20 protein-coding genes are annotated in these 24,821 nt (G+C 40.5%); all 20 read left to right on the plus strand.

The annotated features are described in order from the left end of the window. Positions 1 to 145 precede the first annotated feature (145 nt). The gene (locus tag ABG082_RS08360; protein ID WP_348936754.1) at positions 146 to 1,426 is read left to right on the plus strand and encodes a pitrilysin family protein; all 1,281 of its coding nucleotides are present in this window, start codon (positions 146 to 148) and stop codon (positions 1,424 to 1,426) included. Continuing rightward, positions 1,423 to 2,715: a pitrilysin family protein gene (locus ABG082_RS08365; RefSeq protein ID WP_348936755.1), complete on the plus strand. Its 1,293-nt coding sequence runs from the start codon at positions 1,423 to 1,425 to the stop codon at positions 2,713 to 2,715. Before ABG082_RS08360 ends, ABG082_RS08365 begins: the two co-directional genes overlap by 4 nt. Positions 2,716 to 2,866: 151 nt before the next feature. Further along, the gene (locus ABG082_RS08370) at positions 2,867 to 3,343 is read left to right on the plus strand and encodes a MarR family transcriptional regulator (RefSeq protein WP_007499493.1); all 477 of its coding nucleotides are present in this window, start codon (positions 2,867 to 2,869) and stop codon (positions 3,341 to 3,343) included. Further along, positions 3,321 to 6,440, plus strand: a complete 3,120-nt coding sequence (locus ABG082_RS08375; RefSeq protein ID WP_348936756.1) for an MMPL family transporter — start codon at positions 3,321 to 3,323, stop codon at positions 6,438 to 6,440. The genes ABG082_RS08370 and ABG082_RS08375 overlap by 23 nt, the downstream gene beginning before the upstream one ends. A gap of 29 nt (positions 6,441 to 6,469) precedes the next feature. Then, a complete protein-coding gene (locus ABG082_RS08380; RefSeq protein WP_348936757.1) occupies positions 6,470 to 7,198 on the plus strand; it encodes an SDR family oxidoreductase in 729 nt (242 codons plus the stop codon). Between the two features lie 73 nt (positions 7,199 to 7,271). Then, entirely contained in the window at positions 7,272 to 7,529 is a 258-nt protein-coding gene (locus ABG082_RS08385) for a DUF3243 domain-containing protein (RefSeq protein WP_008344693.1), read from the plus strand. A 131-nt stretch (positions 7,530 to 7,660) separates the two neighbouring features. Further along, positions 7,661 to 8,452: a DUF3388 domain-containing protein gene (locus ABG082_RS08390; RefSeq protein WP_003211480.1), complete on the plus strand. Its 792-nt coding sequence runs from the start codon at positions 7,661 to 7,663 to the stop codon at positions 8,450 to 8,452. A 23-nt stretch (positions 8,453 to 8,475) separates the two neighbouring features. Further along, positions 8,476 to 9,387 (plus strand): helix-turn-helix domain-containing protein, encoded by a 912-nt coding sequence (locus ABG082_RS08395; protein ID WP_019744182.1) that lies wholly within the window; start codon positions 8,476 to 8,478, stop codon positions 9,385 to 9,387. Between the two features lie 72 nt (positions 9,388 to 9,459). Beyond that, complete coding sequence (gene pgsA / locus ABG082_RS08400; RefSeq protein WP_348936758.1) at positions 9,460 to 10,041, plus strand: CDP-diacylglycerol--glycerol-3-phosphate 3-phosphatidyltransferase; 582 nt, start codon at positions 9,460 to 9,462, stop codon at positions 10,039 to 10,041. Between the two features lie 16 nt (positions 10,042 to 10,057). Further along, complete coding sequence (locus ABG082_RS08405; RefSeq protein ID WP_116306871.1) at positions 10,058 to 11,308, plus strand: competence/damage-inducible protein A; 1,251 nt, start codon at positions 10,058 to 10,060, stop codon at positions 11,306 to 11,308. Positions 11,309 to 11,485: 177 nt separating this feature from the next. After that, positions 11,486 to 12,529 (plus strand): recombinase RecA, encoded by a 1,044-nt coding sequence (recA, locus tag ABG082_RS08410; protein WP_007499478.1) that lies wholly within the window; start codon positions 11,486 to 11,488, stop codon positions 12,527 to 12,529. A 300-nt stretch (positions 12,530 to 12,829) separates the two neighbouring features. Beyond that, positions 12,830 to 14,392, plus strand: a complete 1,563-nt coding sequence (gene rny, locus ABG082_RS08415; RefSeq protein WP_007499477.1) for a ribonuclease Y — start codon at positions 12,830 to 12,832, stop codon at positions 14,390 to 14,392. An 89-nt stretch (positions 14,393 to 14,481) separates the two neighbouring features. Further along, complete coding sequence (locus ABG082_RS08420) at positions 14,482 to 15,276, plus strand: TIGR00282 family metallophosphoesterase (RefSeq protein ID WP_348936759.1); 795 nt, start codon at positions 14,482 to 14,484, stop codon at positions 15,274 to 15,276. A gap of 202 nt (positions 15,277 to 15,478) precedes the next feature. Further along, positions 15,479 to 15,739 (plus strand): stage V sporulation protein SpoVS, encoded by a 261-nt coding sequence (spoVS, locus tag ABG082_RS08425; RefSeq protein ID WP_003211281.1) that lies wholly within the window; start codon positions 15,479 to 15,481, stop codon positions 15,737 to 15,739. A gap of 203 nt (positions 15,740 to 15,942) precedes the next feature. Then, a complete protein-coding gene (locus ABG082_RS08430) occupies positions 15,943 to 18,987 on the plus strand; it encodes an efflux RND transporter permease subunit (RefSeq protein WP_348936760.1) in 3,045 nt (1,014 codons plus the stop codon). A 179-nt stretch (positions 18,988 to 19,166) separates the two neighbouring features. Then, positions 19,167 to 20,231, plus strand: coding sequence for an L-threonine 3-dehydrogenase (tdh, locus tag ABG082_RS08435; protein ID WP_317329228.1), 1,065 nt, complete (start codon positions 19,167 to 19,169; stop codon positions 20,229 to 20,231). Continuing rightward, positions 20,228 to 21,409 carry a glycine C-acetyltransferase gene (locus tag ABG082_RS08440; RefSeq protein ID WP_007499472.1) on the plus strand — a complete coding sequence of 394 codons (1,182 nt, stop codon included), beginning with the start codon at positions 20,228 to 20,230 and terminating at the stop codon, positions 21,407 to 21,409. Before tdh ends, ABG082_RS08440 begins: the two co-directional genes overlap by 4 nt. A 112-nt stretch (positions 21,410 to 21,521) precedes the next feature. Then, a complete protein-coding gene (locus tag ABG082_RS08445) occupies positions 21,522 to 22,628 on the plus strand; it encodes a DUF3578 domain-containing protein (protein WP_348936761.1) in 1,107 nt (368 codons plus the stop codon). A 90-nt stretch (positions 22,629 to 22,718) separates the two neighbouring features. Then, entirely contained in the window at positions 22,719 to 24,245 is a 1,527-nt protein-coding gene (gene miaB / locus ABG082_RS08450; RefSeq protein WP_348936762.1) for a tRNA (N6-isopentenyl adenosine(37)-C2)-methylthiotransferase MiaB, read from the plus strand. Between the two features lies 1 nt (position 24,246). Next, positions 24,247 to 24,681, plus strand: a complete 435-nt coding sequence (locus tag ABG082_RS08455; RefSeq protein ID WP_008344661.1) for a RicAFT regulatory complex protein RicA family protein — start codon at positions 24,247 to 24,249, stop codon at positions 24,679 to 24,681. The last annotated feature ends 140 nt before the right edge of the window (positions 24,682 to 24,821 follow it).

Consider the following 24,821-nt stretch of genomic DNA (forward strand, 5'->3'; position numbering starts at 1 on the left):
CAACCTGCGTCTCTGCTTTTAGCAGAGGCGTTTTTATTTCCTATCCTTTCCTCTGATTGATATAATGACTATTAAATGGCTGTTTCACGTATATATCAGCTATGTTCTAATACATAATAAATAGGATGAACAAAGGAGGTTTCTCATGACGTACTTACAAGAGAAGACATTTGATACACCTGGTCTTCATACTCATATTGTCAAAACAGAAAAATTTAAAACCGTGACAATCCTTTTTAAAATGCTTGCGCCTTTATCCAAAGATGACGTCACCATGCGTTCTCTTTTCCCGCATGTGCTTTTAAGAGGAACAGAAAAAATGCCGAAAACGGGAGAGCTTCGTGCTTATTTCGACGAGCTCTATGGAGCGACCGTTTCCGCAGACATGGCGAAAAAAGGTGAAAATCACATCATTACCTTCCGTCTAGAAATGGCGAATGAAAAATATTTAAAGGATCAAACCCCTTTACTAGAAAAAGGGATTGCCTTACTTTCTGAACTATTATTCCACCCGTACGTGGAAAACGGGGTATTTCATGAATTGTACGTTGAGCAAGAAAAACGAACATTGAAACAGCGCATTCAAGCCGTTTATGATGACAAAATGCGCTATTCAAACTTAAGACTTGTGCAGGAAATGTGTAAAGGTGAGCCATATGCACTGCACGTCAATGGTGAAATGGAAGACGTCGAAGCGATTACGTCAGAAGCGCTCTTTAAAGCATACGAGCATGCACTTCAGTCCAACCAGCTGGATCTCTATGTTGTGGGAGACGTTGATGAACAAGACATTAATCGAATGGTCTCGCAATACTTTAAAACAAGTGAAAGAGAGCCGGTCAAACAAAATACCGAATCATCAAGATCACAAATAGAGCCAAAAGAAGTCATTGATGAAGAGGACGTAAAACAAGGAAAGCTGAACATTGGCTTTCGCACACATACAACGATAGGGGATGAAGATTATCCGGCGCTGCATTTGTTTAATGGCATATTCGGCGGCTTCTCTCATTCAAAGCTATTTATCAATGTGCGGGAAAAAGCAAGTCTTGCGTACTATGCTGTTTCTAGACTTGAGAGCTTTAAAGGTTTGATGATGGTCATGTCAGGAATTGAAGTCGGCAACTATCAGCAGGCAGTAGACATCATCAAAGAACAATTTGATGCCATGCAAAAAGGCGATTTTTCTGATGAAGCAATTGAACAGACAAAGGCTGTCGTCAAAAACCAGTTGCTCGAAACAATTGATACGTCTTATGGAACAGCGGAATACTTATATCAGCATGCCGTCGTGCCAACAGGGGAGAGCCTCGAATCCTTTTTAGATGCGTTAGACAGAGTGACAAAAGAGGACATCATCAAAGTGGGTCAAAAAATCGAATGGGATACGACCTATTTTCTTAAAGGAACGGAGGGTGCTTCATGACAGTGAAAACAATTCAATTCGATCAGCTGCAAGAGACGGTGTATCATGAAAAAATGGAGAGCGGACTTGACGTCTATGTGCTGCCAAAACAAGGGTTTAACAAAACATATGCAACCTTCACAACAAAATATGGCTCTGTTGACAATGAATTTGTGCCGCTTGGCAAAGAAGACATGATCCGAGTGCCTGATGGAATTGCCCATTTCTTAGAGCATAAGCTGTTTGAAAAAGAAGATGGTGATGTGTTTCATACATTTAGTAAACAGGGAGCAGCCGCAAACGCATTTACAACGTTTACGAGAACAGCTTACTTATTTTCAAGTACGGCCAATGTCGAACAGAATCTTGAAACACTCATTGATTTTGTGCAAGAGCCTTATTTTACTGAAAAAACGGTCGAAAAAGAAAAAGGCATCATTGGTCAAGAAATCAACATGTATGATGACAATCCAGATTGGCGTTTATTCTTTGGTCTGATCGAAAACCTCTATCAAGAGCACCCAGTGAGAATTGATATTGCTGGAACCGTTGAAAGCATTGCGCCAATTACGAAAGACCATTTATATGAATGCTACGAAACGTTCTATCACCCAAGCAATATGCTTCTTTTTGTAGTGGGTCCTGTTGATCCGGCGCAAATTTTAGACCAAGTAAGAGCGAATCAGGCAAAAAAACCATTTACCGATCAGCCGGATATTCAGCGGAAAGAGATCAATGAACCTGATCGTGTATACCGAAAAGAATACGAACTGAAAATGAATGTACAAGGTTCTAAATGTATGTTTGGTTTGAAAACGAAAAACCCGCATAAAAAAGGAAAACAGCTCCTCAAACATGAGCTTGGCATGAATCTTATTTTAGAGACATTGTTTGGTAAAAGTTCTCTGCAATACGAGCGTATGTATGAAAAAGGCTTGATTGATGAGACATTCAGTTACGATTATACGGAAGAAGGCGGTTTTGGCTTCACTTCAGTTGGCGGAGACACAAATGACCCTGATCAACTCGCAGATGAATTAAAAGAAACGCTTCTTCAAGCAAAAAGCCTGATCACAGAAGAAAAGATTGAACTTGCTCGCAAGAAAAAAATTGGCAGCTTTTTAAAAGCGATGAACTCCCCGGAGTACATCGCCAATCAATTCACTCGATACGCATTCTTAGAAATGAGCTTATTTGATGTCGTGCCAGTACTGGAGCAAATCCAATTAACAGATATTCAGCAAATCTTAGACGAAGAAATTGATGAAGAACGAATGTCAGTTTTTAAAGTCGTACCGAAAACAAAATAAAACGAAAAAAGACAAACTCAACATATAAGAGTTTGTCTTTTTTGTGTCCAGCTAAAGAAAGCGCTTTATATGCGAAGATATTGATTGACAATTGTTTCGGTAATTAGTTAAACTCTTTAATAGTTAAACAATCAAACTAAAGGAGCAGCATATGGTACAAAATAAAATTGCCCAGCTCATCCAGAGATATGCGGACGTCTATCTCATGATGGAGAAAAAAGTATCGAGTATGATCACGGAAAAGCTCGATAAAGAACTGACACTTGATCAATATTACTCGCTTCGATACATCAATTTACACCCAGGATGTACATCAACAGACCTTGCCATCGAATGTAATGTCAACAAAAGTGCTGTGACATCCATGACCAATCGACTTTTTAATAAAGATTATATTTATCGAGAGCATGATCAAGCTGATCGAAGAAATGTTCATCTCTATGTGACGCCCGAAGGAAAAGACGTGGTCAGCCGAATGGAAAAGCAGCTTCAGGATCTTGTTCGGTCATATTTAGAAAAGTTTGATGAAAAAGAAATCGAATCATTTATTCAAACATATGAAAAGATTTATCAGATTATCATCGAAGAGGAGGCACAACATAGTAATGAGAGCAATCATAAAGGGTAGATGGCTGATCACGATCCTTTGGGTCGTACTAGCGGCTGTATTATTAATCACCGCTCCTAATATGGCGCAATTAACAAAAGAAAAAGGGCAGATTTCTGTTCCTGATGGTTATCCTTCTTCCTATGCCGATCAATTATTAAAGAACATGTCTGAAAATGGGGATACGGAAAAATCGATCGTCATTGTCTTTCAAGGAAAGGATATCGTCAAAGAAAGAGAAGCCTCTTTAAAGAAAGCGATGGAGATTTTAGAAAAGGATCAAGATCTCCATGTTGAAGACATCACTTCTTATTTTGATGCAAACAAAGATATTAAAAAACAGATGCTCTCTAAAGATCAAACAACACTTCTTGTTCCAGTTACATACGACTCGAACAAAATCAAAGCATCCGATTTTAAAGAAAGAGTCAATGAAAAGCTTAAGAGCCTGAACCTGAAATTTGAAATGACAGGGCAGCCGCTAATCGACGATGATGTCATCACAAGCTCACAAGAAGGTCTGAAAAAAACGGAATTCATTACAATAGGGTTTATTTTAATTGTTCTTGTGCTTGTCTTTAGATCCGCAGTGGCACCATTCGTTCCTTTAGTGGCCGTGGCGCTTTCCTATTTGGTCAGCCAATCAATTGTGGCTTACCTAGTAAAGTATGTTGATTTTCCGCTCTCGACCTTTACCCAAATTTTTATGGTCGCCATCATGTTTGGGATTGGAACCGACTACTGCATCTTATTGCTAAGCCGGTTTAAAGAAGAACTATCTCACGGAAAAGATAAGATTGAGGCGATTATTACAACATATAAGACGGCAGGTAAAACCGTTTTATTCAGCGGAATTGCTGTCCTCATTGGTTTTACGTGTATCGGTTTAGCCGAATTCCAACTGTATAAATCAGCTGTAGCCGTGGCGGTTGGTGTCGCCGTGTTAATTGTGGCACTGCTCACTGTCGTTCCATTCTTTATGGCGGTTTTAGGAAAAGTGTTATTTTGGCCGATCAAAGGCGATATTGCCCACCCGCAATCGAAAATGTGGGAAACAGCTGGTCGTTTTTCATTTAAGAAACCACTTCTCAGCTTGCTAATCGTTGCAATTATTACCCTTCCAGCGATTCTCATGTATAAAGGAACACTTTCATATAACAACCTAGACGAAATCGGCAATAAATACGAATCCGTCAATGCATTTAATACGATCTCTGACAAATTTGGACCAGGTGAAGCCCTTCCAGCAACCGTTGTCCTGAAATCATCCGATCTTTTAGACAATAACGAAGGTCTGATTGCTGTTGAAAAACTAAGCCGCGCTATTGAACAAACAGATGGCGTGAGTAAAGTAAGAAGTGCGACACGCCCTGTTGGAAAAGGACTGAATGATCTGTACGTGAAATCTCAAGCCAAAGAGCTAAATAGCGGGCTTGATAAAAGTAACGAAGGGTTGAAAAAGATCCAAGATGCTCTTACAACCATGAGTAAATCCATCGAGGATCAAACACCACAAATTAAATCATCTGGAAAAGGCATTAACAAATTGATTTCTGGAACCGAATCCGTAAAATCAGGTATTCAAAACGTCGAAAAATCGATGAGAGATCTGCAAAACGGAATTGATCAAAACAAAAAAGGTGTTTCTGAAATTAAAGAAAGAATAAAGGGTGCGAAAAAGGAATTAACAGATCAAGTCGCACAAGTAAATCAGCAAGTGGCACTGTATAAAAGCATTTCCAAAGAATTAAAAGCCGCATTGGCACAAGTCGATACGTCATCCTCTGCCGCAGCGGATGTGAAAGCTTTGATCAGTCAAGCGAATAAACAGTTCAGTACACTTGAGCAGCAAATTCCGCAGGTGAAAGAAAACCAATCATATCAAGCCATCAAAGCTTCATATAAGGAACTTTCTACTACCTTGCAAGAAGGAGCCAAACAGGCTGACAGCTATGCAAAACAAGCAAAAGAAGCAAAAAAACAGCTTGAAGCAGCAGATGCTTTTATCGCAAAAGCTTCAGAGCAGCAAAAAGTGTTTACAAATCAAATTGATGAGCTGATTGCTGGCTTAGAAGCCATTGAAAACGGGCTAGATCAAACGTCTAAAGGCCAAGGAAAGTTAGCTGATAGTATGCCTAAACTTGCAAATGGAGCCGGCGACATCATTAATGGTCAAAAACAAATGAAAGAAAAAATTGGCGGCTTTGGTGACGATCTGACCAAGCTGACGGATGGTCTAAACAAAAGTGTAGACGGACTTGAGAAAATTTCAAACGGCTTAATGGGTGCAGGAGACTACTTAGATGAACTGAAAAACGCGCCAGATCAAGACATGGCCGGTTGGTTTATTCCAAAAGATGTCCTAAAAAATAAAGCATTCAAGCAAGTGTTCGATTCCTATATGTCGGATGACCGCAAAATGACAAAGATTGACGTCATTTTAGAAGACAATCCATATGGAAACGACGCCATGAAAACAATTAAACAAGTAGAAGCTTCGGTCAAACGTGCACTTCCTGAAACAAACCTAAAAGATGTTTCATTTGGCGTATCTGGTGTATCAAGTATGAACGCTGATTTAAAACAGCTGTCAGACCAGGACTTCAATAAGACAGTTCTTTACATGATGATCGGTATTTTCCTGATACTAGTGATTCTGTTCCGTTCTCTCGTGATGCCGCTTTACTTAGTGGGCTCGCTTATTTTGACATATTTTACAGCAATCGGTATAACCGAATTTATTTTCACCCATTTCTTCGGATATCCGGGCATCAACTGGGCTGTTCCATTCTTTGGCTTTGTCATCTTAATGGCGCTTGGAGTCGATTATTCAATTTTCTTAATGGAACGTTTCAATGAATACAAAACAAAAGACATCCAGTTTGCCATGACTGAATCAATGAAAAATATGGGATCTGTTATTATGTCTGCTGCCGTCATTTTGGCAGGAACATTTGCAGCGATGCTACCTTCAGGTGTATTGTCACTCTTACAAATTGCAACACTTGTTCTAACTGGACTTTTATTGTATGCACTCGTTGTGCTACCATTGTTCGTACCTGTGATGGTCAAATTGTTCGGTTCAGCCAATTGGTTCCCATTTAAACGAAAAGAATAAGGATTCCATAAAGAAAGTAGGAACAAAGTATGAGTCGTTGGGCGCTGATTACTGGTGCCAGTGGCGGAATTGGGCAGGCGGCAGCCAAAAAGCTTGCCCAAGAAGGCTGCCATCTGATGCTCCATTATCATCAAAATGAACAAGCGGCTAGTCGTCTTTCCGCTGATCTCAAAGAAACATATCAAGTAGAAACGCACGTCGTTCAAGCTGATTTAGCGAAAACAGGCGGAGCAGCAGAGCTTGTCAGCCGCCTGCCGCTTGATCCAGATATTCTTGTTTTAAATAGCGGAAAGAGTCATGTTGGTTTAGTGACAGATACTGAAAAAGAAGTTCTAGCCAGCATGGTGCAGCTTCATGTGACAAGTCCATATGAGCTTACTCAATCCATTTTGCCTACCATGATTCAAAAAAAGTCAGGTCATATTATTGCGGTTAGCTCAATATGGGGGGAAACGGGTGCCTCGTGTGAAGTACTGTACAGTATGGTCAAGGGTGCTCAAAATGCCTTCATTAAAGGGCTTGCCAAAGAGCTTGCACCAAGTGGAATTAGAGCAAATGCAGTCTCACCAGGTGCGGTTCAGACTGATATGATGAAATGCTTCACACAAGAAGACCTTGCGATGATGGAAGAGGAGATTCCGCTCGGCCGTCTTGCCGCACCTGAAGAGATAGCCGAAGCCATTTGGTTTCTTGCCTCCAAGCAGTCAAGTTATATCACAGGTCAAATTTTATCTGTGAATGGCGGCTGGTACTGTTAAAAAACGTGTATAATTCGTCTCTCCATGACAAAAGCTATGGCTGTAATTCATCTTTTCGAATGGAGGAATCGACATGTCTGTACTTGAGAGCTGGGACCATTGGAAAAACTTTTTAGGTGACCGTTTAAATCATGCACAGGATAAAGGTTTATCAGATGATACCATCAATAACCTTGCGTATGAAATTGGCGGATACCTGGCTAATGAAGTTGAAGCAAAGAATGAGCAAGAAAGAGTACTTTCTGACCTTTGGAGCGTTGCATCAGAAGATGAGCAGCGTGCCATTGCAAACATGATGGTCAAGCTAGTTGAAAATAATAGCTCGCACTAAACAAAAAGAGAGGTCGTTTGTGCCTCTCTTTTTATTTTAACCGTTTAGCAACATTGTGCTTTCTAAAAATGTGAAAATGCTTTATGATAAAGGAAGGTAAAAATTTGCCACAATGAAGGGGGTAATATCATTTGGCAAAGCTCGAATGGTATTTTGAATATGAGATACAGGTGAACCGTCCCGGACTTTTAGGAGACATTTCTTCTTTAATGGGGATGCTTTCAATTAATATTGTGACAATTAATGGTGTTGATGTATCAAGACGCGGCATGCTTCTTCGATGTGACCACACAGATCAAATTAAGCGGCTTGAATCAATTTTAAATACAATGGAAACGATAAAAGTAACGAAACTAAGACAGCCAAAACTTCGTGACCGTTTAGCTGTTCGTCATGGAAGATACATTCAGCGTGATGCGGATGACAAAAAGACGTTCCGTTTTGAAAGGGACGAGCTTGGTCTTCTTGTTGATTTTATGGCTGAATTATTTAAAAAAGAAGGACATAAATTGATTGGAATTCGCGGAATGCCGCGGGTTGGAAAAACAGAATCAATTGTTGCTTCAAGTGTATGTGCCAGTAAGAGATGGCTGTTTGTATCGTCGACTCTTTTGAAACAGACCATTCGCAGTCAGCTGATTGCAGATGAATACAGCCCAGATAACGTCTTTATTATTGATGGGATTGTGTCGACAAGAAGAGGTTCTGAAAAGCACTTGCAGCTTTTAAGAGAAATTATGAGACTGCCTGCTACAAAGGTGGTAGAGCATCCAGATATCTTTATTCAAAATTCAGAATATACAATGGATGATTTCGACTACATCATTGAATTGCGTAATAGTGCAGACGAAGAAATTACATACGAGCACGCTGAAGAACCACAAGTGTTTGATCATTCTGGTTTTTCTGGCTTCGATTTTTAATATGGTAATGGTAGGTGTTTGTTTTGACTGAATTGGGAAAACGGCTCGTTGAGGCCAGAGAGGAAAAAGGGATGTCGCTGGAGGATCTGATGGCGGCTACCAAAATCCAAAAGCGCTATTTGCTAGCAATAGAACAAGGAAACTATGATATCATTCCAGGTAAATTTTACGTCAGAGCGTTTATTAAACAATATGCCGAAGCCGTTGGACTGAATCCTGAACAATTGTTCGAAGAGTTTCGTAAAGATGTACCAAGTACGTATAACGATGAAGTGTCTGATAAATTATCAAATATTAAACCGCAAAGAGAGCTGCCAAAGCCTGCCTCAAAGGTACTGGAGCTGCTTCCGACGATTTTAATCATTGGAGGGATCCTTGTGGTGATCGCTATCATTTATGTGATCGTTCAAGCGGTTAATCATGATAGCGGACAGAAAAATAATCAGGCGGCTCCTCAGCAATCAGAATCAAAATACGAAGTGTCTGAGGATTCATCGCTGGCAAAGGATCAAAAGAAAAAGGAAAAAGCTTCGTCAGATGATCAAGAAAAATCATCTGAAAAAGACGATTCCTCAAAGGATTCATCTAAAGACGATGAAGATGTTTCTTTGAAGGCGACGAATACAGAGGGTTCTACGACAACGTATGAAGTATCAGGTGCAGAAGAGATGGAGCTAACCATTTCTGCCTCACAAGCTTCATGGCTTCGTGTGAGAGACGAATCTGGAAAAGTGCTGAAGATGGGTGAATTGAAAGATGGCGAATCGTTTAAAACAGACTTGACTGATCTTTCCCAAGTCGATATCCGCTTAGGAAATGCATCGGGAATCGATATTAAAGTCAATGACGAAACGCTGAAGTACGAATTAGACCCTAAAAACACCATGACACAAAACATTGTGATTGTGAATAAAGGAAAGGAAAAGTCATCTTAAGCAAGTAGATGACTTTTCTTTTGTTCCTACTATTATATACATAAAAAATGCTTTATTGGAGGATTGGAATTCATGTTTAACTTACCGAATAAAATTACTCTTTCTAGGATCGCCTTGATTCCTGTGTTTATGTTGATTATGCTTGCTCCATTAGATTGGGGTGTTGCGCGCTTTGGTGACGTCAGCATCGAAGTCACTCACCTTGTTGGAGCGATCCTGTTTATTGTCGCTTCGACAACCGACTGGATTGATGGTTACTATGCACGTAAGCTCAATTTAGTCACAAACTTTGGTAAATTTTTAGACCCGCTTGCAGATAAATTGCTTGTTTCAGCGGCTTTAATTATACTTGTTCAATACAACCTCACGCCGGCATGGATGGCAATTGTGATCATTAGCCGTGAATTTGCTGTAACAGGCCTAAGGCTTGTCTTAGCTGGAGACGGTGAAGTGGTCGCAGCCAATATGCTTGGAAAAGTGAAGACGTGGGCGCAAATCATTGCGATTTCGGCACTTCTTTTGCATAACCTGCCGTTTGAACTTGTATCATTCCCATTTGGTGATCTTGCCATGTGGGTAGCGGTGTTCTTCACTGTTGTCTCAGGCTGGGATTACTTTGCGAAAAACTGGGAAGCCTTAAAGAATTCTAACTAAAAAGGACGTGTACGCTTTGAAGTCAGAGAGAAAAGCAGAAATTATTGCAGTCGGTTCCGAACTTTTGCTAGGGCAAATTACGAATACGAATGCACAATTCATCAGCAAACAACTAGCTGAAATTGGTGTGAATGTTTATTACCACACAGCAGTTGGTGACAATCCAGAGCGTTTAAAAAGGGCCATTCAAGTGGCACAGGAAAGATCGAATTTTATTATCTTCTCAGGGGGTCTTGGACCAACGAAAGATGATTTAACAAAAGAAACCATTGCAAATACGCTCGGTAAAGAGCTTGTGCTAAATGAAGAAGCATTTGAGTCTATTCAAGAGTACTTCCGTAAAACCGGACGTGATATGTCGCCGAACAACCGTAAACAGGCGCTCGTTCTAGAGGGATCTGATGTGCTCGTAAACCGTTTCGGAATGGCACCTGGTATGTTTATACAAGAGGGAGATACGTTTTACATTCTGCTCCCTGGACCGCCAAGTGAATTGCACCCGATGTTTGAAAACGAAGCGAAGCCGCTTATTTCTGAAAAACTCGGCCTAAAGGAAAAAATCGTGTCTGTTGTCTTGCGTTTCTTTGGCATCGGTGAATCTCAACTGGAAACAGATCTTGAAGATTTAATTGATGCACAGACCAATCCAACGATTGCACCGCTTGCAGCTGACGGGGAAGTGACGCTAAGGCTGACAGCCAAGCATGAGGATGAAAAAGAAACAGAGCGTCTGTTAAAAGAAACAGAAGCACAAATTTTAGAACGGGTCGGCGAGTACTTCTACGGATATGGTGATACATCTCTTGCCTTTGAAGCTTCAAAGGCCTTGCATGAACACGGGAAAACAGTAGCAGCGGCTGAAAGCCTGACTGGTGGTATGTTTTCAGAGTGGCTGACAGATCTCGAAGGGGCATCATCCATTTTAAACGGCAGTGTGGTTTGTTACACAAATCAAGTCAAGCAGCAAGTGCTGGGCTGCCGTGAAGAAACATTGTCTTCTCATGGTGCTGTCAGCAAAGAGTGTGCTTTAGAGCTCGCAGAAGGCGTTAGAAAACTGACGGGAAGCGATATCGGTATTAGCTTTACAGGTGTGGCAGGTCCTGAACCACACGAAGGACAGCCGGTTGGAAAAGTATTTATCGGGCTATCGACAAAAGATCAGACAGACGTGTTTGAATGGATGTTTACTGGCAGTCGATCAGGCATTCGCAAGCGTGCTGTGAAATATGGTTTGCACCACCTTCTCAAATTATTAAAAGAAAGTTAATTTTGTTTTTTATGAGGTTTACTCCTTTATAAAAGAGCGTTTTTTCTAATAGAAACAGCTCTTTTCTTAAATAATCTGCCGAGAAAAAATCGAATATGTGTTCGTTTTTTTCTTGGCAAATGACGTAAAACAAGGTATAGTATAGATAGTGGAATTGATAAAGGAGGAAACAATAGAATGAGTGATCGTCAAGCAGCCTTAGATATGGCTCTTAAACAAATAGAAAAACAGTTTGGTAAAGGCTCTATTATGAAACTAGGAGAGCAAACAGATACACGTATTTCAACAGTACCTAGTGGTTCGTTAGCACTTGATACTGCGCTTGGAATAGGTGGATACCCTCGCGGCCGTATTATTGAAGTATATGGTCCAGAGAGTTCTGGTAAAACGACAGTAGCACTTCATGCGATTGCTGAGGTTCAGCAGCAGGGAGGACAAGCTGCATTTATCGATGCGGAGCATGCGCTAGATCCAGTTTACGCTCAAAAATTAGGTGTCAACATTGATGAGTTGTTACTTTCTCAGCCGGATACAGGAGAACAAGCACTTGAAATTGCAGAAGCACTTGTTCGTAGTGGTGCAGTTGATATTGTTGTCATTGACTCAGTAGCTGCTCTTGTACCAAAAGCAGAGATCGAAGGAGACATGGGAGATTCACACGTTGGTCTTCAAGCACGTTTGATGTCTCAAGCACTTCGTAAACTATCTGGTGCTATCAACAAATCAAAAACAATTGCGATCTTTATTAACCAAATTCGTGAAAAAGTAGGGGTTATGTTTGGTAATCCTGAAACAACGCCTGGTGGACGTGCACTTAAGTTCTATTCATCTGTTCGTTTAGAAGTACGCCGTGCTGAACAGTTGAAACAAGGGAACGACATCATGGGGAACAAAACGAGAATTAAAGTTGTGAAAAACAAAGTGGCACCGCCATTCCGTATTGCCGAAGTAGACATTATGTACGGTGAAGGGATCTCGAAAGAGGGAGAAATCATCGATCTTGGAAGCGAACTAGATATCGTACAAAAGAGCGGGGCTTGGTATTCTTATCAAGAGGAACGTCTTGGACAAGGACGTGAAAATGCGAAGCAATTCCTAAAAGAGAATAAAGACATTCTTCTTATGATTCAAGAGCAGATCAGGGAGCACTACGGTTTGGATACAAACGGAGTGAAATCAACTGACGAAGAAGGACAAGAAGAATTGGAATTGAATGACTAAAAAGACGCTGAAAAGCGTCTTTTTTTTACAATTACATAACAGCTAGCGGGTCAAAAGTTCTGTCTTTGCTTGAAATAACGACTTACGCCTCAGTCTGACTAGCTTGACAAGTATTTCCGACACAATTACAATGGGAATGTATCACTTGTTTTTCTTAACATGATTGATAACTAATTTAAACTTGACAAGGGCAGTGAGGATCTCATTCCCTGTGAAGGCCCTGTATGTTGAGACACAAAACAATGTACATGCCGACACTTTATTTGTAAAACCAAGTTCATAGCAAGAGGAGGTGAAAATATGTCGCCTACGATGTTTACGATCATCTCCATTTTGCTGAGCCTAATCTGTTTAGTTGTTGGCTACTTTGTTCGTAAAACCATTGCAGAAGCAAAAATATCCGGCGCAAGAAACATGGCCGAACAAATTGTTGAGGATGCAAAGCGTGATGCGGAAGCATTGAAGAAAGAAGCGCTCTTAGAAGCGAAAGATGAAATTCATTCGTTTCGTGTAGAGGCGGAGCAAGAAGTTCGTGAAAGACGTAATGAGCTTCAAAGACAAGAAAACCGTTTACTTCAAAAAGAGGAAAACCTTGATCGCAAGGACGAGACTTTAGATAAACGGGAGTCCCTGTTGGAGAAGAGAGATCATTCTCTGAATGAACGACAACAACATATTGAAGAGATGGAAAGCAAAGTGGATGATATGATTCGTTTGCAGAAAGCTGAGTTGGAGCGTATTTCTAGTCTAACTCGAGATGAAGCGAAACAAATCATTCTGGATCAAGTTGAAAATGAGCTTTCCCACGACATTGCAGTCATGACGAAAGAATCTGAAAACCGGGCGAAAGAAGAGGCTGATAAAAAAGCGAAAAACATTCTTTCACTTGCGTTACAGCGTTGTGCAGCTGATCATGTAGCTGAAACAACGGTATCTGTAGTCAATCTTCCAAATGATGAGATGAAAGGTCGTATTATCGGACGTGAAGGACGAAATATCCGTACGTTAGAAACGTTAACAGGTATTGACCTGATCATTGATGATACACCTGAAGCTGTCATCTTATCGGGCTTTGATCCGATAAGACGTGAAACAGCGAGGATAGCTCTGGACAAGCTAGTCCAGGATGGACGTATTCATCCTGCACGAATTGAAGAAATGGTGGAAAAATCACGCCGTGAAGTCGATGATTATATCCGCGAGATGGGTGAGCAAACGACATTTGAAGTCGGAGTTCACGGTTTGCATCCGGATCTCATCAAAATTCTCGGTCGCTTAAAATTCCGTACAAGTTATGGACAAAATGTCCTGAAGCATTCAATTGAGGTTGCACATCTTGCAGGTCTCATGGCTTCAGAGCTTGGAGAAGATGCAAAGCTTGCAAAACGAGCAGGTCTTCTGCATGACATTGGAAAAGCCATTGATCATGAAGTAGAAGGAAGCCACGTGGAAATTGGCGTTGAGCTTGCGACGAAATATAAAGAGCATCCTGTTGTCATCAACAGTATTGCATCTCACCATGGTGACCAAGAACCGACATCTATTATCGCTGTTCTTGTTGCGGCAGCCGATGCATTATCTGCAGCACGCCCTGGTGCAAGAAGTGAGACGCTTGAAAATTACATTCGGAGACTTGAGAAATTAGAAGACATCTCTGAATCTTATGAAGGTGTTGAAAAATCGTTTGCGATACAAGCTGGACGTGAAGTGCGTATTATGGTGAAGCCAGATTCAATTAATGATCTTGAAGCTCACCGTCTAGCAAGGGATATTCGTAAGCGGATTGAGGACGAGCTCGATTACCCTGGTCACATTAAAGTGACAGTTATTCGAGAAACTCGCGCAGTAGAGTATGCAAAATAGAGCGGTGCGCTTAGCGCCGCTTTATTTTTTTGTGTAAATATGCAACACTGATAAGAAGATCATTTTATAAGAGAAAGGGTTCAAAACGTATGAAAATATTATTTGTTGGAGATATCGTTGGTTCACCTGGCAGAGATACACTGAAAGAATACTTGCCAAAGCTAAAGAAAAAATATCAGCCGCACTTTACGATTGTCAATGGAGAAAATGCGGCTCATGGGAAAGGTCTTACTGAAAAAATCTATCACGAGCTGCTTCAAGCTGGGGCTGATGTGCTCACGATGGGGAACCATACATGGGATAAAAGAGACATTTTCGATTTCATCGATGATGCACCCCATATTGTTCGTCCGGCAAACTTCCCGCAAGGTACACCAGGGAAAGGGCTTACTTTTATTAAAAAACAAGGTAAAGAACTAGCTGTCATCAACTTGCAAGGCCGCACATTTTTACCTCCGATTGACTGCCCATTTCAAAAAGTAGATGAGCTTATAGCAGAAGCTTCAAAACGTACATCGTTTATTTTTATTGATTTTCATGGTGAAGCCACAAGTGAAAAGCAAGCAATGGGTTGGTATACAGATGGCCGTGCATCATGTGTCGTTGGAACACATACACATGTTCAAACAGCAGATAACCGCGTCTTGCCAAAAGGAACTGCTTATATTTCGGATGTTGGCATGACTGGTCCTTATGACGGCATTTTAGGTGTTGATCGGGAAACGATTATTAAACGATTTAAAACGAGCCTTCCTGTCCGTTTTGAAATTGCAGAAGGCCGCACGACATTAAGTGCAGTGATCGTAGAAATTGACGAACCGTCGAAAAAAGCTGTCAAAATTGATCGAATTTTGATAAATGATGACCATATTTTCTTTGAATAAATATTCACATATTTATTTCAGAAAAATATTAATCAGAAAGAAGGAATATGCGCCCTCTATCGTGAATATAGTAAAAATGGTAGGTAGCCTGCTATTTTTGAAAAACATTTTGGGGATGGATTTTCAAAAAAATAGCAACATCTAACAAAGATTGTTCTAATGAACACTCACTTATCCATTGTAAATTTAAGGGGGAGCAAAAATGGAAATTTTAAAAGTTTCAGCAAAGTCAAATCCAAATTCAGTAGCAGGAGCATTAGCCGGCGTTTTACGTGAACGCGGTGCAGCGGAAATACAGGCTATCGGCGCTGGAGCACTGAATCAGGCGGTCAAGGCTGTCGCCATTGCAAGGGGATTTGTTGCGCCTAGCGGAGTGGATTTGATATGCATTCCAGCCTTTACTGACATTCTTATCGATGGAGAAGAAAGAACAGCAATCAAACTGATTGTTGAACCACGATAATTCTAATTTTATTATTTTCAACCTGCTTACATCATGTAAGCAGGTTGTTTTTGTTTACCGCTATACATTTCTCATATAACATATTTCTTTCACAAAATAGATAGAAAATGACATATTAGAGCTTGCATTTTTTCACCATGATGATAAATTAAGATTAAGTTGAAAATACTTCATCAAAAATAAATATTTAAGTAGGTGAAATAATGGTTGAAGCTTTTTTAAAAAGAGGAAAGCTTGTTTTTATTTTATTTTTTATCGTTCTCATTGCTGGAGGTTATTTGTTTACACAGCTTCCTAAACGAGAACTGCCAGAGTTTCAAGCGAATATTGTAACCATTTCGACTGTTTTCCCTGGTGCAGATGCAAAACAGGTAGAAAGTGATGTCACCAATAAGCTTGAGTCGGCCATTTCTGATATCAATGGTGTAGAGAAGACAAGCTCTGTTTCTGCTATTGGTTTCTCAAATATTGTGCTTGAAATTGATGATCAAGCCGATTTTCAAAAGGTGGCAAGTCAAATCAAGAGTGAAACCACAAATGCCGCCTCTTCTTTTCCAGATGGTGTGCTGGAGCCAGATGTAAAGGATGAGTTTGGTAACGTGCCAGTTGGTTCTTATATGATTGTATCAAGTAATTCATCTGATTTAGCAAAAAGTCAGGAATCGCTGCGTGCGTTAAAAGAAAAAGTGGAGGACATCAAAGGTGTTGATGGAGTCGTCATCAAAGGGTTCAATGACAAACAAGCAATATTGAACTTGGATTCAAGTAAACTGGAGGATAACGGGTTAAACGTGACCGATGTCACAAATGCCATCAATCAAGAATTTGACACATCCCCTCTAGGTGACGTTCAGGCAGATGGAGAAAAGGTCAAGCTGTCCATTGATGCCTATGATCGTTTAGATCAAATCAAAAAGATTGAGATCTTCTCAAAAACGAGCCGAGAGCCTGTTACAATCGGTCAGCTTGGTCGTTTAAAAGAAGTAGAAAAAGAGAAAAGTGATATCGTTTCATATAACGGAAAGCCAGCCTATTCATTTACAGTCAATATCAAGCCGGGACTGGATATTCCTAAAATGTATGACAAAGTCAGTGCGGTCATTGAAAAAGAGAAAGAGCTGCCAAATGGTGTGGATTGGATAGACTACTATTCACAAAAAAGTGAAGTAGATGCTATTTTTAACGATTTAATCAAAGAAGCGATCGTGGCCGTCATCGCCGTCATTGTCGTCACCACACTTGGTCTAACCATTGGTGGTGCGTTTATCGTTTCACTTGCGATTCCGCTATCCATAACGATCGGAACCATCCCGCTGCCGTTTTTACAAGTGGACCTTAATCAAATTTCAATTATTGGCTTTATCATTGCCCTAGGGATACTTGTAGATGACGCCATTGTCGTCAACGATAATATTTTAAGGCAGATGAAAAAATACGAAAGTCCGCTTAAAGGAACAATTGCAGGTGTAAAAGAAGTGGCTGGATCCATTTTAACGTCAACACTGGCAGTTGTCTTTGCCTTCTTGCCGCTTGTTTTCCTTTCTGGTGCGAACGGTTCATTTATTCGAGCGTTACCGTCTGTTCTAGTCACAACTGTACTTGCGTCAATGGTTATTTCATTGACACTTGTGCCAGTGTATCAATATACAGCAAACCGAAAAAGAAAGAACAAGAAGATTCAAAAGGAACCGGGCTTTTTAGGCAAACCATTAAAAAGATTAGCTGATTTTTATGCAGATCGAGTACTGACAAACATCGTGAAGCGGCCACTTCTCATTGGATTAAGTGGTTTGCTCGTTGCCACACTTGCCTTTTTGCTTATTTTCGCCACACCATTTGAGTTTTTCCCTGCGGCGAATAAGAAAGAAGTTGTTGTCACTGTGACACTTCCAAGTGAAACAACCTTAGATAAAACAAATGACACATTAGAGAAAATAGAACAAGAGATCAAACAGCAAAAAGGCATTGAAGAGACGGCCATTTTTGCAGGCGGCGGTGTGCCGAACTTGTTTAATGAAAGCATTTCAAACGCAAGTGATCATACTGGTCAGATTGTTGTCAGAGTAGACAATAATCAGATGACAAGCAAAGCATTGATCGATCGTATGACAGAGCCATTGCGAAAGAAATATAAAGATGCTGATATCTTTATGAAAACCATTGTTCAAGGACCACCAACAGGAGCGCCTGTGACCGTCACTGTTGCAGGAGAACAATTTTCAAAACTCGTTGATGTGAAAGAGAAGCTCACAAAAGAAATGAAAGAAAGCGGAGCAAGTCTGATCACAGACGATGTCAATCAACCGGTGAAAACCATCTCATTTGAATTAAATCGTGACCGAATGGCAGAGGATGGGCTCACTGCTCAGTTTGTCAGCAGACAGCTTGGCCTTGTCACAGAAGGAATTCCATTAGGCACTTTTAAACAAGGAACAGATGACATCGACCTCGTAGTGAAACAGGACATGGGGACACATCAAAACGGACTGAAGCTAAAAGACATCAAGGTGCCTGTGAGTGCAAATGAGGGTGGCATGCCTCAACTTGAGCCGCTTAGCCGATACGTAAAAGAAAAAGAAACAGAGCAATTTGAAAGCATTCCGCATGAAAACGGGATGCCGACGATCACGTTAAAGGCATATCCTGGTACATCAGATACGTTTAAAGAGGATATGACAGAAGTCGTAAATGAAGTTGGGAAAAGCGATGCAGCGAAGAATTTGACCATTTCTCAGGGCGGAGAAAATGAAGATCAAACCCAATTCTTTATTGAAATTAGTCTCTTATTTGGGGTAGTCCTTCTGCTTATTTATGTGACCATCGCTTTCCAGTTCAATTCACTCATGCTTCCGCTTTTAGTTCTTGGAACGGTTTACTTAGCGATATCCGGCGCCATTATTGGACTATTTGTCACTCAAACGCCGTTTAGCTTTATGGCCACAATGGGGATTGTCTCATTGGCAGGTATTGTTGTCCGAAATGCGGTCGTTTTGTTTGAATTTATTGAACAGCGGCGCAAGCAAGGTCTCGATCAACAGGCAGCTGTGATTGAAGCGGGGAGAGCAAGGATTAGACCTATTTTGCTGACAGCATTTACAGCACTTGTCGCTCTTATGCCCGTTGCTTTAAGTAATGACCCACTCTTTAAGCCGCTAGCGATCTGCATCGTATCAGGTGTCTTTTTCTCAACGATTCTGACACTACTGATTGTGCCGGCTTTATATGTGGCCGTTTCAAAAAAACGCTGACAACTTAAAAGCAAATCTCCGAATAAAAGGAGATTTGCTTTTTTTTTTTTAGAAAAATATCTAAAAAAATATGTGGAGTGTTCATTTGTCTTCTCCTGAAAGACATCGGTATTTACGTCTAAAATAAGACATGATAAGATCTGATTGGGAGAAGTTTTTTAACAAAGGGGTTGTACGTCATGTGTGGAACGATGAAAGCGATTGTTAAAAAAGAGAGCGCTTACGGAGCGACGATGATGCAAATGCCGATTCCAGAAATAAGTGATCATGAAGTGCTCATCCAGGTAAAGGCTACATCAATATGCGGAACGGATGTGCATATTTATAATTGGGATGATTGGGCGAAGGGGAGAGTCAAAGCACCGTACATTTTTGGTCATGAATTCACAGGGGAAGTTGTCAAAACGGGGAACCAAGTCTCTCGAGCAAAAGTAGGGGATTTTGTATCGGCTGAGACGCATATTGTCTGTAATCAGTGTTACATGTGTTTAACGGGTCAGCAGCATTTGTGCAGCGAAACGAAAATTTTAGGGGTCGACATTGATGGCTGTTTTGCTGAATATGTCAAAGTACCAGAACAAAATGTGTGGCATAATCCAGCTCAAATGCCAGTGGAACTTGCATCTATTCAAGAACCGCTTGGAAATGCTGTTCATACAGTTCTGCATACATCTGTTTCAGGAAAGTCAGTGGCGGTTTTTGGCTGCGGGCCCATTGGTTTAATGGCGATTGCGGTTGCAAAAGCCTCCGGGGCTGTCCAAGTGTTCGCTGTTGATAAAAATGAATACAGACTGGATCTTGCCCGTAAAATGGGTGCAGATCATATCGTGGATATCGGAAAAGATGATCCTGTTGCCATGATCAAGCAGCTCACGCGGATGGAAGGGGCAGACGTGATGTGTGAGATGTCAGGACATCCCGTTGCGATTAATCAAGCACTCGAAGCTTGTGCAAATGGAGGGAAAGTGAATATACTAAGTTTGCCAGAGCGGCCGGTAACCATTGACATTACGAATCAAATTGTTTTTAGGGGATTAACCGTGCAAGGGATCACGGGGAGAAAAATGTTTGAGACGTGGCGTCAAGTATCTGAACTTTTAAGAACGAATACCATTGATGTACAGCCGGTTATCACCCATACGTTGCCATTTGAAGATTTTGAAAAGGGATTTGAACTCATGAGAAATGGTACGTGCGGGAAGGTGGTACTGATCATGCCATCATATCAAAGGGGGACGAAATGATGAAAGAATTTACGTATTTACAAGATGAATTGGACACAATGAAGCAGCAAGGCACCCATCAAACACTGAAAGAAATCGATTCCAAACAATCATCCACGGTGACATTAAATGAACAATCCGTCATACAACTCTCTTCAAATAACTACTTAGGTCTCACCTCACATCCAAGGCTGATGAAAGCGGCAAAAGAGGCGATTGATGAATTCGGTGCTGGAACAGGATCTGTACGAACCATTGCTGGAACGATGACAATGCATGAACGGCTTGAAAAAAAGCTCGCCGCTTTTAAAAAGACAGAGGCAGCCCTTGTATTCCAATCAGGCTTTACGACCAACCAAGGGGTCTTATCCAGCATTCTCACAAAAGATGATATTGTCATTTCAGATGAGCTGAACCATGCCTCAATCATCGATGGGATTCGCTTAACAAAAGCAGATAAAAAAGTATATGCTCATTCTAATATGGAAGAGCTTGAGAAAATTTTAAAGAAATCGATGAATTACCGCGTTCGTCTTATCGTGACAGATGGTGTGTTCTCAATGGATGGAGATATTGCACCGCTTCCTGAGATTGTAAGACTTGCAGAAGCATATGATGCCTTTGTGATGGTAGACGATGCCCATGCGTCTGGAGTACTTGGTGAAAATGGGCGCGGAACGGTGAATCATTTTCAACTTGACGGCAGAGTGCATATTCAGGTTGGCACACTTAGTAAGGCAGTTGGTGTGCTAGGCGGTTACGTCGCTGGTTCTGCCGTTTTAATCGACTACTTAAAGCATAAAGCAAGACCGTTTTTATTCAGCACCTCACATCCGCCGGCTGTCACAAGAGCCTGTGAAGAAGCCATTGAAGTGCTGTTAGACGAACCGGAGCGCATTGAAACACTTTGGGAGAACGCAGCCTATTTTAAAGAAAAAGTCATCGGTCTTGGATTTGAGGTGGCACCAACAGAAACGCCTATTATTCCAATGATGATTGGAGACGAGGCACTCACTTTCCGGTTTTCAAAAGCATTAATCGAGCGCGGCGTTTTCGCTCAAGGCATTGCTTTCCCAACTGTAGCGAAAGGAAAAGCGAGAATTAGAGCCATCATCACAGCAGAGCACACAAAAGAAGAGCTTGACCGTGCACTGACAATCATCGAAGAAGAAGCAAAAAAACTGAATATACTTGATTGAGAGAGCTGAGGCTCTCTTTTCTTTTGCGCTAATCTTTCCATATTTCATCAAATCTACCGTTTGTTATGTATAATGTATGTAAAAAGATCTATTGAGGTAAGTGGTGAGACAAATGTTATTTAATAAAGAAGACTTTTATGAACAATTTTTAGATTATAAGAACAAAGGGAGAACAGATAAAAACCATCCTTTTCACAACATGTTTAATAAAGAAATCCCAAACAACATTCGTTATGAATTAGAAAAACGCCATATGAGGAATTTGGATAGGATCGATATTAAAGCTTCTACAGGAAATGGGAAAGTTGCAGAATGTTTTTGGATTGCACTTTTAGACAAGAGATTAACCACAAATCCTAATTCCCAAAAAACAACGACACAAAAAGGAATATTTATTGTTATTTTATTCGCTGAGAACGGGGAAGATTTTTATTTAACAATTGAAACTGGAACTGAAAATTTATCTCTATCTGAAATTAAGGAAGAGACAGCCATTTGGAGGGAAAGGCTACAGCCTGAATTAAAGCATCATAAAAAACTAGATGGCTTTCATATAGGTGATTTTCATTTAGGTAAATCATTAAGACCTAAAAAATATGTAGCAAGCTCATTGGTCTATAAAAAGTATAATATTGATCATTTTGACCATCACCAATTAATACAAGATATCAATTCTTTAAATGAGTTTTTTTATGATTTTGTTTACGAAGTATATTTGGATCAGGACCTTATTCCAAAAGTGGAACATCAGAACAAATTTAAAAGAAAAAGAATCATTCATAGAGATGTTTATAAACAATTAAGAGAAGAAAGATCAAAGCAAAACGAAGAGACAGGTAGAATAGCAGAGCAATTTGTTTATCATAAGGAAATAGAGCAATTAAAAGCAGTGGGAAGTGAACAATTAGCGGAAGCTGTCGTTTGGGTAGCTGAAACAGAAGATGGTCACGGATTTGATATCAAATCTTATTACCCCGATGGAAAAGAGAAGTTTATAGAAGTAAAAGGATCTAAGCTGACTCACCATGACTTTACATTCTTCTTATCTGAACAAGAAAGAATGGTAGCAGAAGAAGAAAAAGAATCATATGTAATTACTTTAGTTGAGAGTGTCGGTACACAGCAGATGAAGATTGTCAAAGAAATACAAAACCCTTTAGGAAAAGACGATTTCCATCTCAAGCCTACTCAATATTCATGTAAAATTCGTGTGGATTGAAAAGTGTGGACACATATGAATTTATTTTCAATTCACGACAAAATAGTCTATACTGTAGGGTGGAGCTTGGTTTGAAAGGAGTACAAATTCATGAATGAAGAGCAGAGAAAAGCGAGCGGACAAGTAAGTTCATCGGACAAAAAATCCGAGAAGGACTACAGCCAGTATTTTGAAGCTGTGTACATTCCGCCTTCCTTAAAAGATGCGAAAAAACGGGGTAAAGAAGAAGTCGAATACAATCAATTTCAAATTGACGAGCGATTTCAAGGGTTAGGGAACGGCCGCAAGTTTTATATTCGCACATATGGCTGTCAAATGAATGAGCATGACACAGAAGTGATGGCTGGTATTTTTATGGCGCTTGGTTATGAACCAACAAATTCGACTGAAGATGCGAATGTCATCTTATTAAACACTTGTGCCATTCGTGAGAATGCAGAAAACAAAGTGTTTGGAGAGCTTGGTCATTTAAAAGCATTAAAGCGTGAAAAGCCAGATTTAATCTTAGGCGTCTGCGGATGCATGTCGCAAGAAGAATCGGTTGTTAACCGTATTTTAAAGAAACACCCATTTGTTGACTTGATTTTCGGTACCCACAACATTCACCGCCTGCCAGAGCTATTATCTGAAAGCTACCTTTCAAAAGAAATGGTCATTGAGGTTTGGTCTAAAGAAGGCGATGTGATTGAAAATCTTCCGAGAGCCCGCCAAGGAAAAATTAAGGGCTGGGTGAATATTATGTACGGCTGTGATAAATTCTGTACATACTGTATCGTCCCTTACACGCGCGGTAAGGAAAGAAGCCGCCGCCCGGATGAAATTATTCAAGAAGTCAGACGCTTAGCAGCAGAAGGATATAAAGAAATTACCCTTCTTGGTCAAAACGTGAATGCGTATGGAAAAGATTTTGAAGACATGGAATATGGTCTTGGTCACCTAATGGATGAGCTGCGTAAAATCGATATTCCACGTATCCGTTTTACAACAAGCCACCCGCGTGACTTTGATGATCACTTAATTGAAGTGCTTGCCAAAGGCGGAAACCTTCTCGATCATATTCATTTGCCGGTTCAATCAGGAAGTTCTTCTGTGCTGAAACTCATGGCAAGAAAATACGACCGTGAACGTTACCTTGACCTAGTGCGTAAAATCAAAGAGGCAATGCCAAATGCTTCATTAACAACGGACATTATCGTTGGGTTCCCAAATGAAACAGATGAGCAGTTTGAAGAGACGCTTTCCCTCTATCGTGAGGTTGAGTTTGATGCGGCTTATACGTTCATTTACTCTCCAAGAGAAGGAACACCAGCAGCCAATATGAAAGACAACGTGCCAATGCGTGTCAAAAAAGAACGTCTGCAGCGCCTGAATGCACTCGTAAATGAAATTTCTGCGAAAAAAATGAAGGAATATGAAGGGCAGACTGTCGAAGTATTAGTAGAGGGTGAAAGTAAAAACAACCCTGAGATCCTAGCCGGATATACAAGTAAAAGCAAGCTTGTGAATTTTAAAGCACCAAAAGAAGCGATTGGCAACATCGTCAAAGTGAAAATCACACAAGCCAAAACTTGGTCTCTTGACGGAGAAATGGTTGGAGAAGCTATCGAGGTGAATTAAAATGACGCTTTATTCAAAGAAAGAGATTGTCGAGCGCGCAAGAGAGCTCGCGAAAATGATTTCTGAAACAGAAGAAGTTGATTTCTTCAAAAAAGCAGAAGCGCAAATCAATGAAAATACAAAAATTGCAGCGATCATTAATCAAATTAAGGCGCTTCAAAAGCAAGCTGTGAATTTAAAGCATTATGGCAAACATGAAGCCTTAAAACAAGTGGAAGAAAAAATTGATGCCCTGCAAGAAGAACTGGATGAGATCCCAGTGATTCAAGAATTCAAAGAATCACAAACAGAGGTTAATTCCCTGCTTCAGCTTGTAGCGCACACAATTTCTAATCAAGTAACGGATGAAATCATTCTTTCAACCGGCGGTGACCTCTTATTAGGAGAAACCGGTTCAAAAGTGAAAAACTCATCCCCAAGTTGCTCCATTAAATGAGAAAACCCCGCAGATGCGGGGTTTTTTGTTTTCTGATGTAAGAATTGTATACCTTCTTTCTCCTTCAGCTTCCATCAACCCCAATCTCTCACTCTCCAACTTTTCCAATTTTCAAGGCAAGTTTATGGGCGACCATGCAT

It is taken from the genome of Bacillus sp. BS1807G30 (assembly GCF_040047675.1).
GTDB lineage: Bacteria > Bacillota > Bacilli > Bacillales > Bacillaceae > Bacillus > Bacillus altitudinis.

What these genes read in the sequence shown, in the direction of transcription:
- ABG082_RS08375 (WP_348936756.1), top strand. Translation starts at nt 3,321, where the DNA reads ATGAGAGCAATCATAAAGGGTAGATGGCTGATCACGATCCTTTGGGTC.
- rny (WP_007499477.1), top strand. Translation starts at nt 12,830, where the DNA reads ATGTCGCCTACGATGTTTACGATCATCTCCATTTTGCTGAGCCTAATC.
- recA (WP_007499478.1), top strand. Translation starts at nt 11,486, where the DNA reads ATGAGTGATCGTCAAGCAGCCTTAGATATGGCTCTTAAACAAATAGAA.
- ABG082_RS08445 (WP_348936761.1), top strand. Translation starts at nt 21,522, where the DNA reads ATGTTATTTAATAAAGAAGACTTTTATGAACAATTTTTAGATTATAAG.
- ABG082_RS08370 (WP_007499493.1), top strand. Translation starts at nt 2,867, where the DNA reads ATGGTACAAAATAAAATTGCCCAGCTCATCCAGAGATATGCGGACGTC.
- ABG082_RS08385 (WP_008344693.1), top strand. Translation starts at nt 7,272, where the DNA reads ATGTCTGTACTTGAGAGCTGGGACCATTGGAAAAACTTTTTAGGTGAC.
- ABG082_RS08365 (WP_348936755.1), top strand. Translation starts at nt 1,423, where the DNA reads ATGACAGTGAAAACAATTCAATTCGATCAGCTGCAAGAGACGGTGTAT.
- tdh (WP_317329228.1), top strand. Translation starts at nt 19,167, where the DNA reads ATGTGTGGAACGATGAAAGCGATTGTTAAAAAAGAGAGCGCTTACGGA.
- ABG082_RS08360 (WP_348936754.1), top strand. Translation starts at nt 146, where the DNA reads ATGACGTACTTACAAGAGAAGACATTTGATACACCTGGTCTTCATACT.
- spoVS (WP_003211281.1), top strand. Translation starts at nt 15,479, where the DNA reads ATGGAAATTTTAAAAGTTTCAGCAAAGTCAAATCCAAATTCAGTAGCA.
- ABG082_RS08455 (WP_008344661.1), top strand. Translation starts at nt 24,247, where the DNA reads ATGACGCTTTATTCAAAGAAAGAGATTGTCGAGCGCGCAAGAGAGCTC.
- ABG082_RS08440 (WP_007499472.1), top strand. Translation starts at nt 20,228, where the DNA reads ATGATGAAAGAATTTACGTATTTACAAGATGAATTGGACACAATGAAG.
- pgsA (WP_348936758.1), top strand. Translation starts at nt 9,460, where the DNA reads ATGTTTAACTTACCGAATAAAATTACTCTTTCTAGGATCGCCTTGATT.
- ABG082_RS08430 (WP_348936760.1), top strand. Translation starts at nt 15,943, where the DNA reads ATGGTTGAAGCTTTTTTAAAAAGAGGAAAGCTTGTTTTTATTTTATTT.
- ABG082_RS08380 (WP_348936757.1), top strand. Translation starts at nt 6,470, where the DNA reads ATGAGTCGTTGGGCGCTGATTACTGGTGCCAGTGGCGGAATTGGGCAG.
- miaB (WP_348936762.1), top strand. Translation starts at nt 22,719, where the DNA reads ATGAATGAAGAGCAGAGAAAAGCGAGCGGACAAGTAAGTTCATCGGAC.
- ABG082_RS08420 (WP_348936759.1), top strand. Translation starts at nt 14,482, where the DNA reads ATGAAAATATTATTTGTTGGAGATATCGTTGGTTCACCTGGCAGAGAT.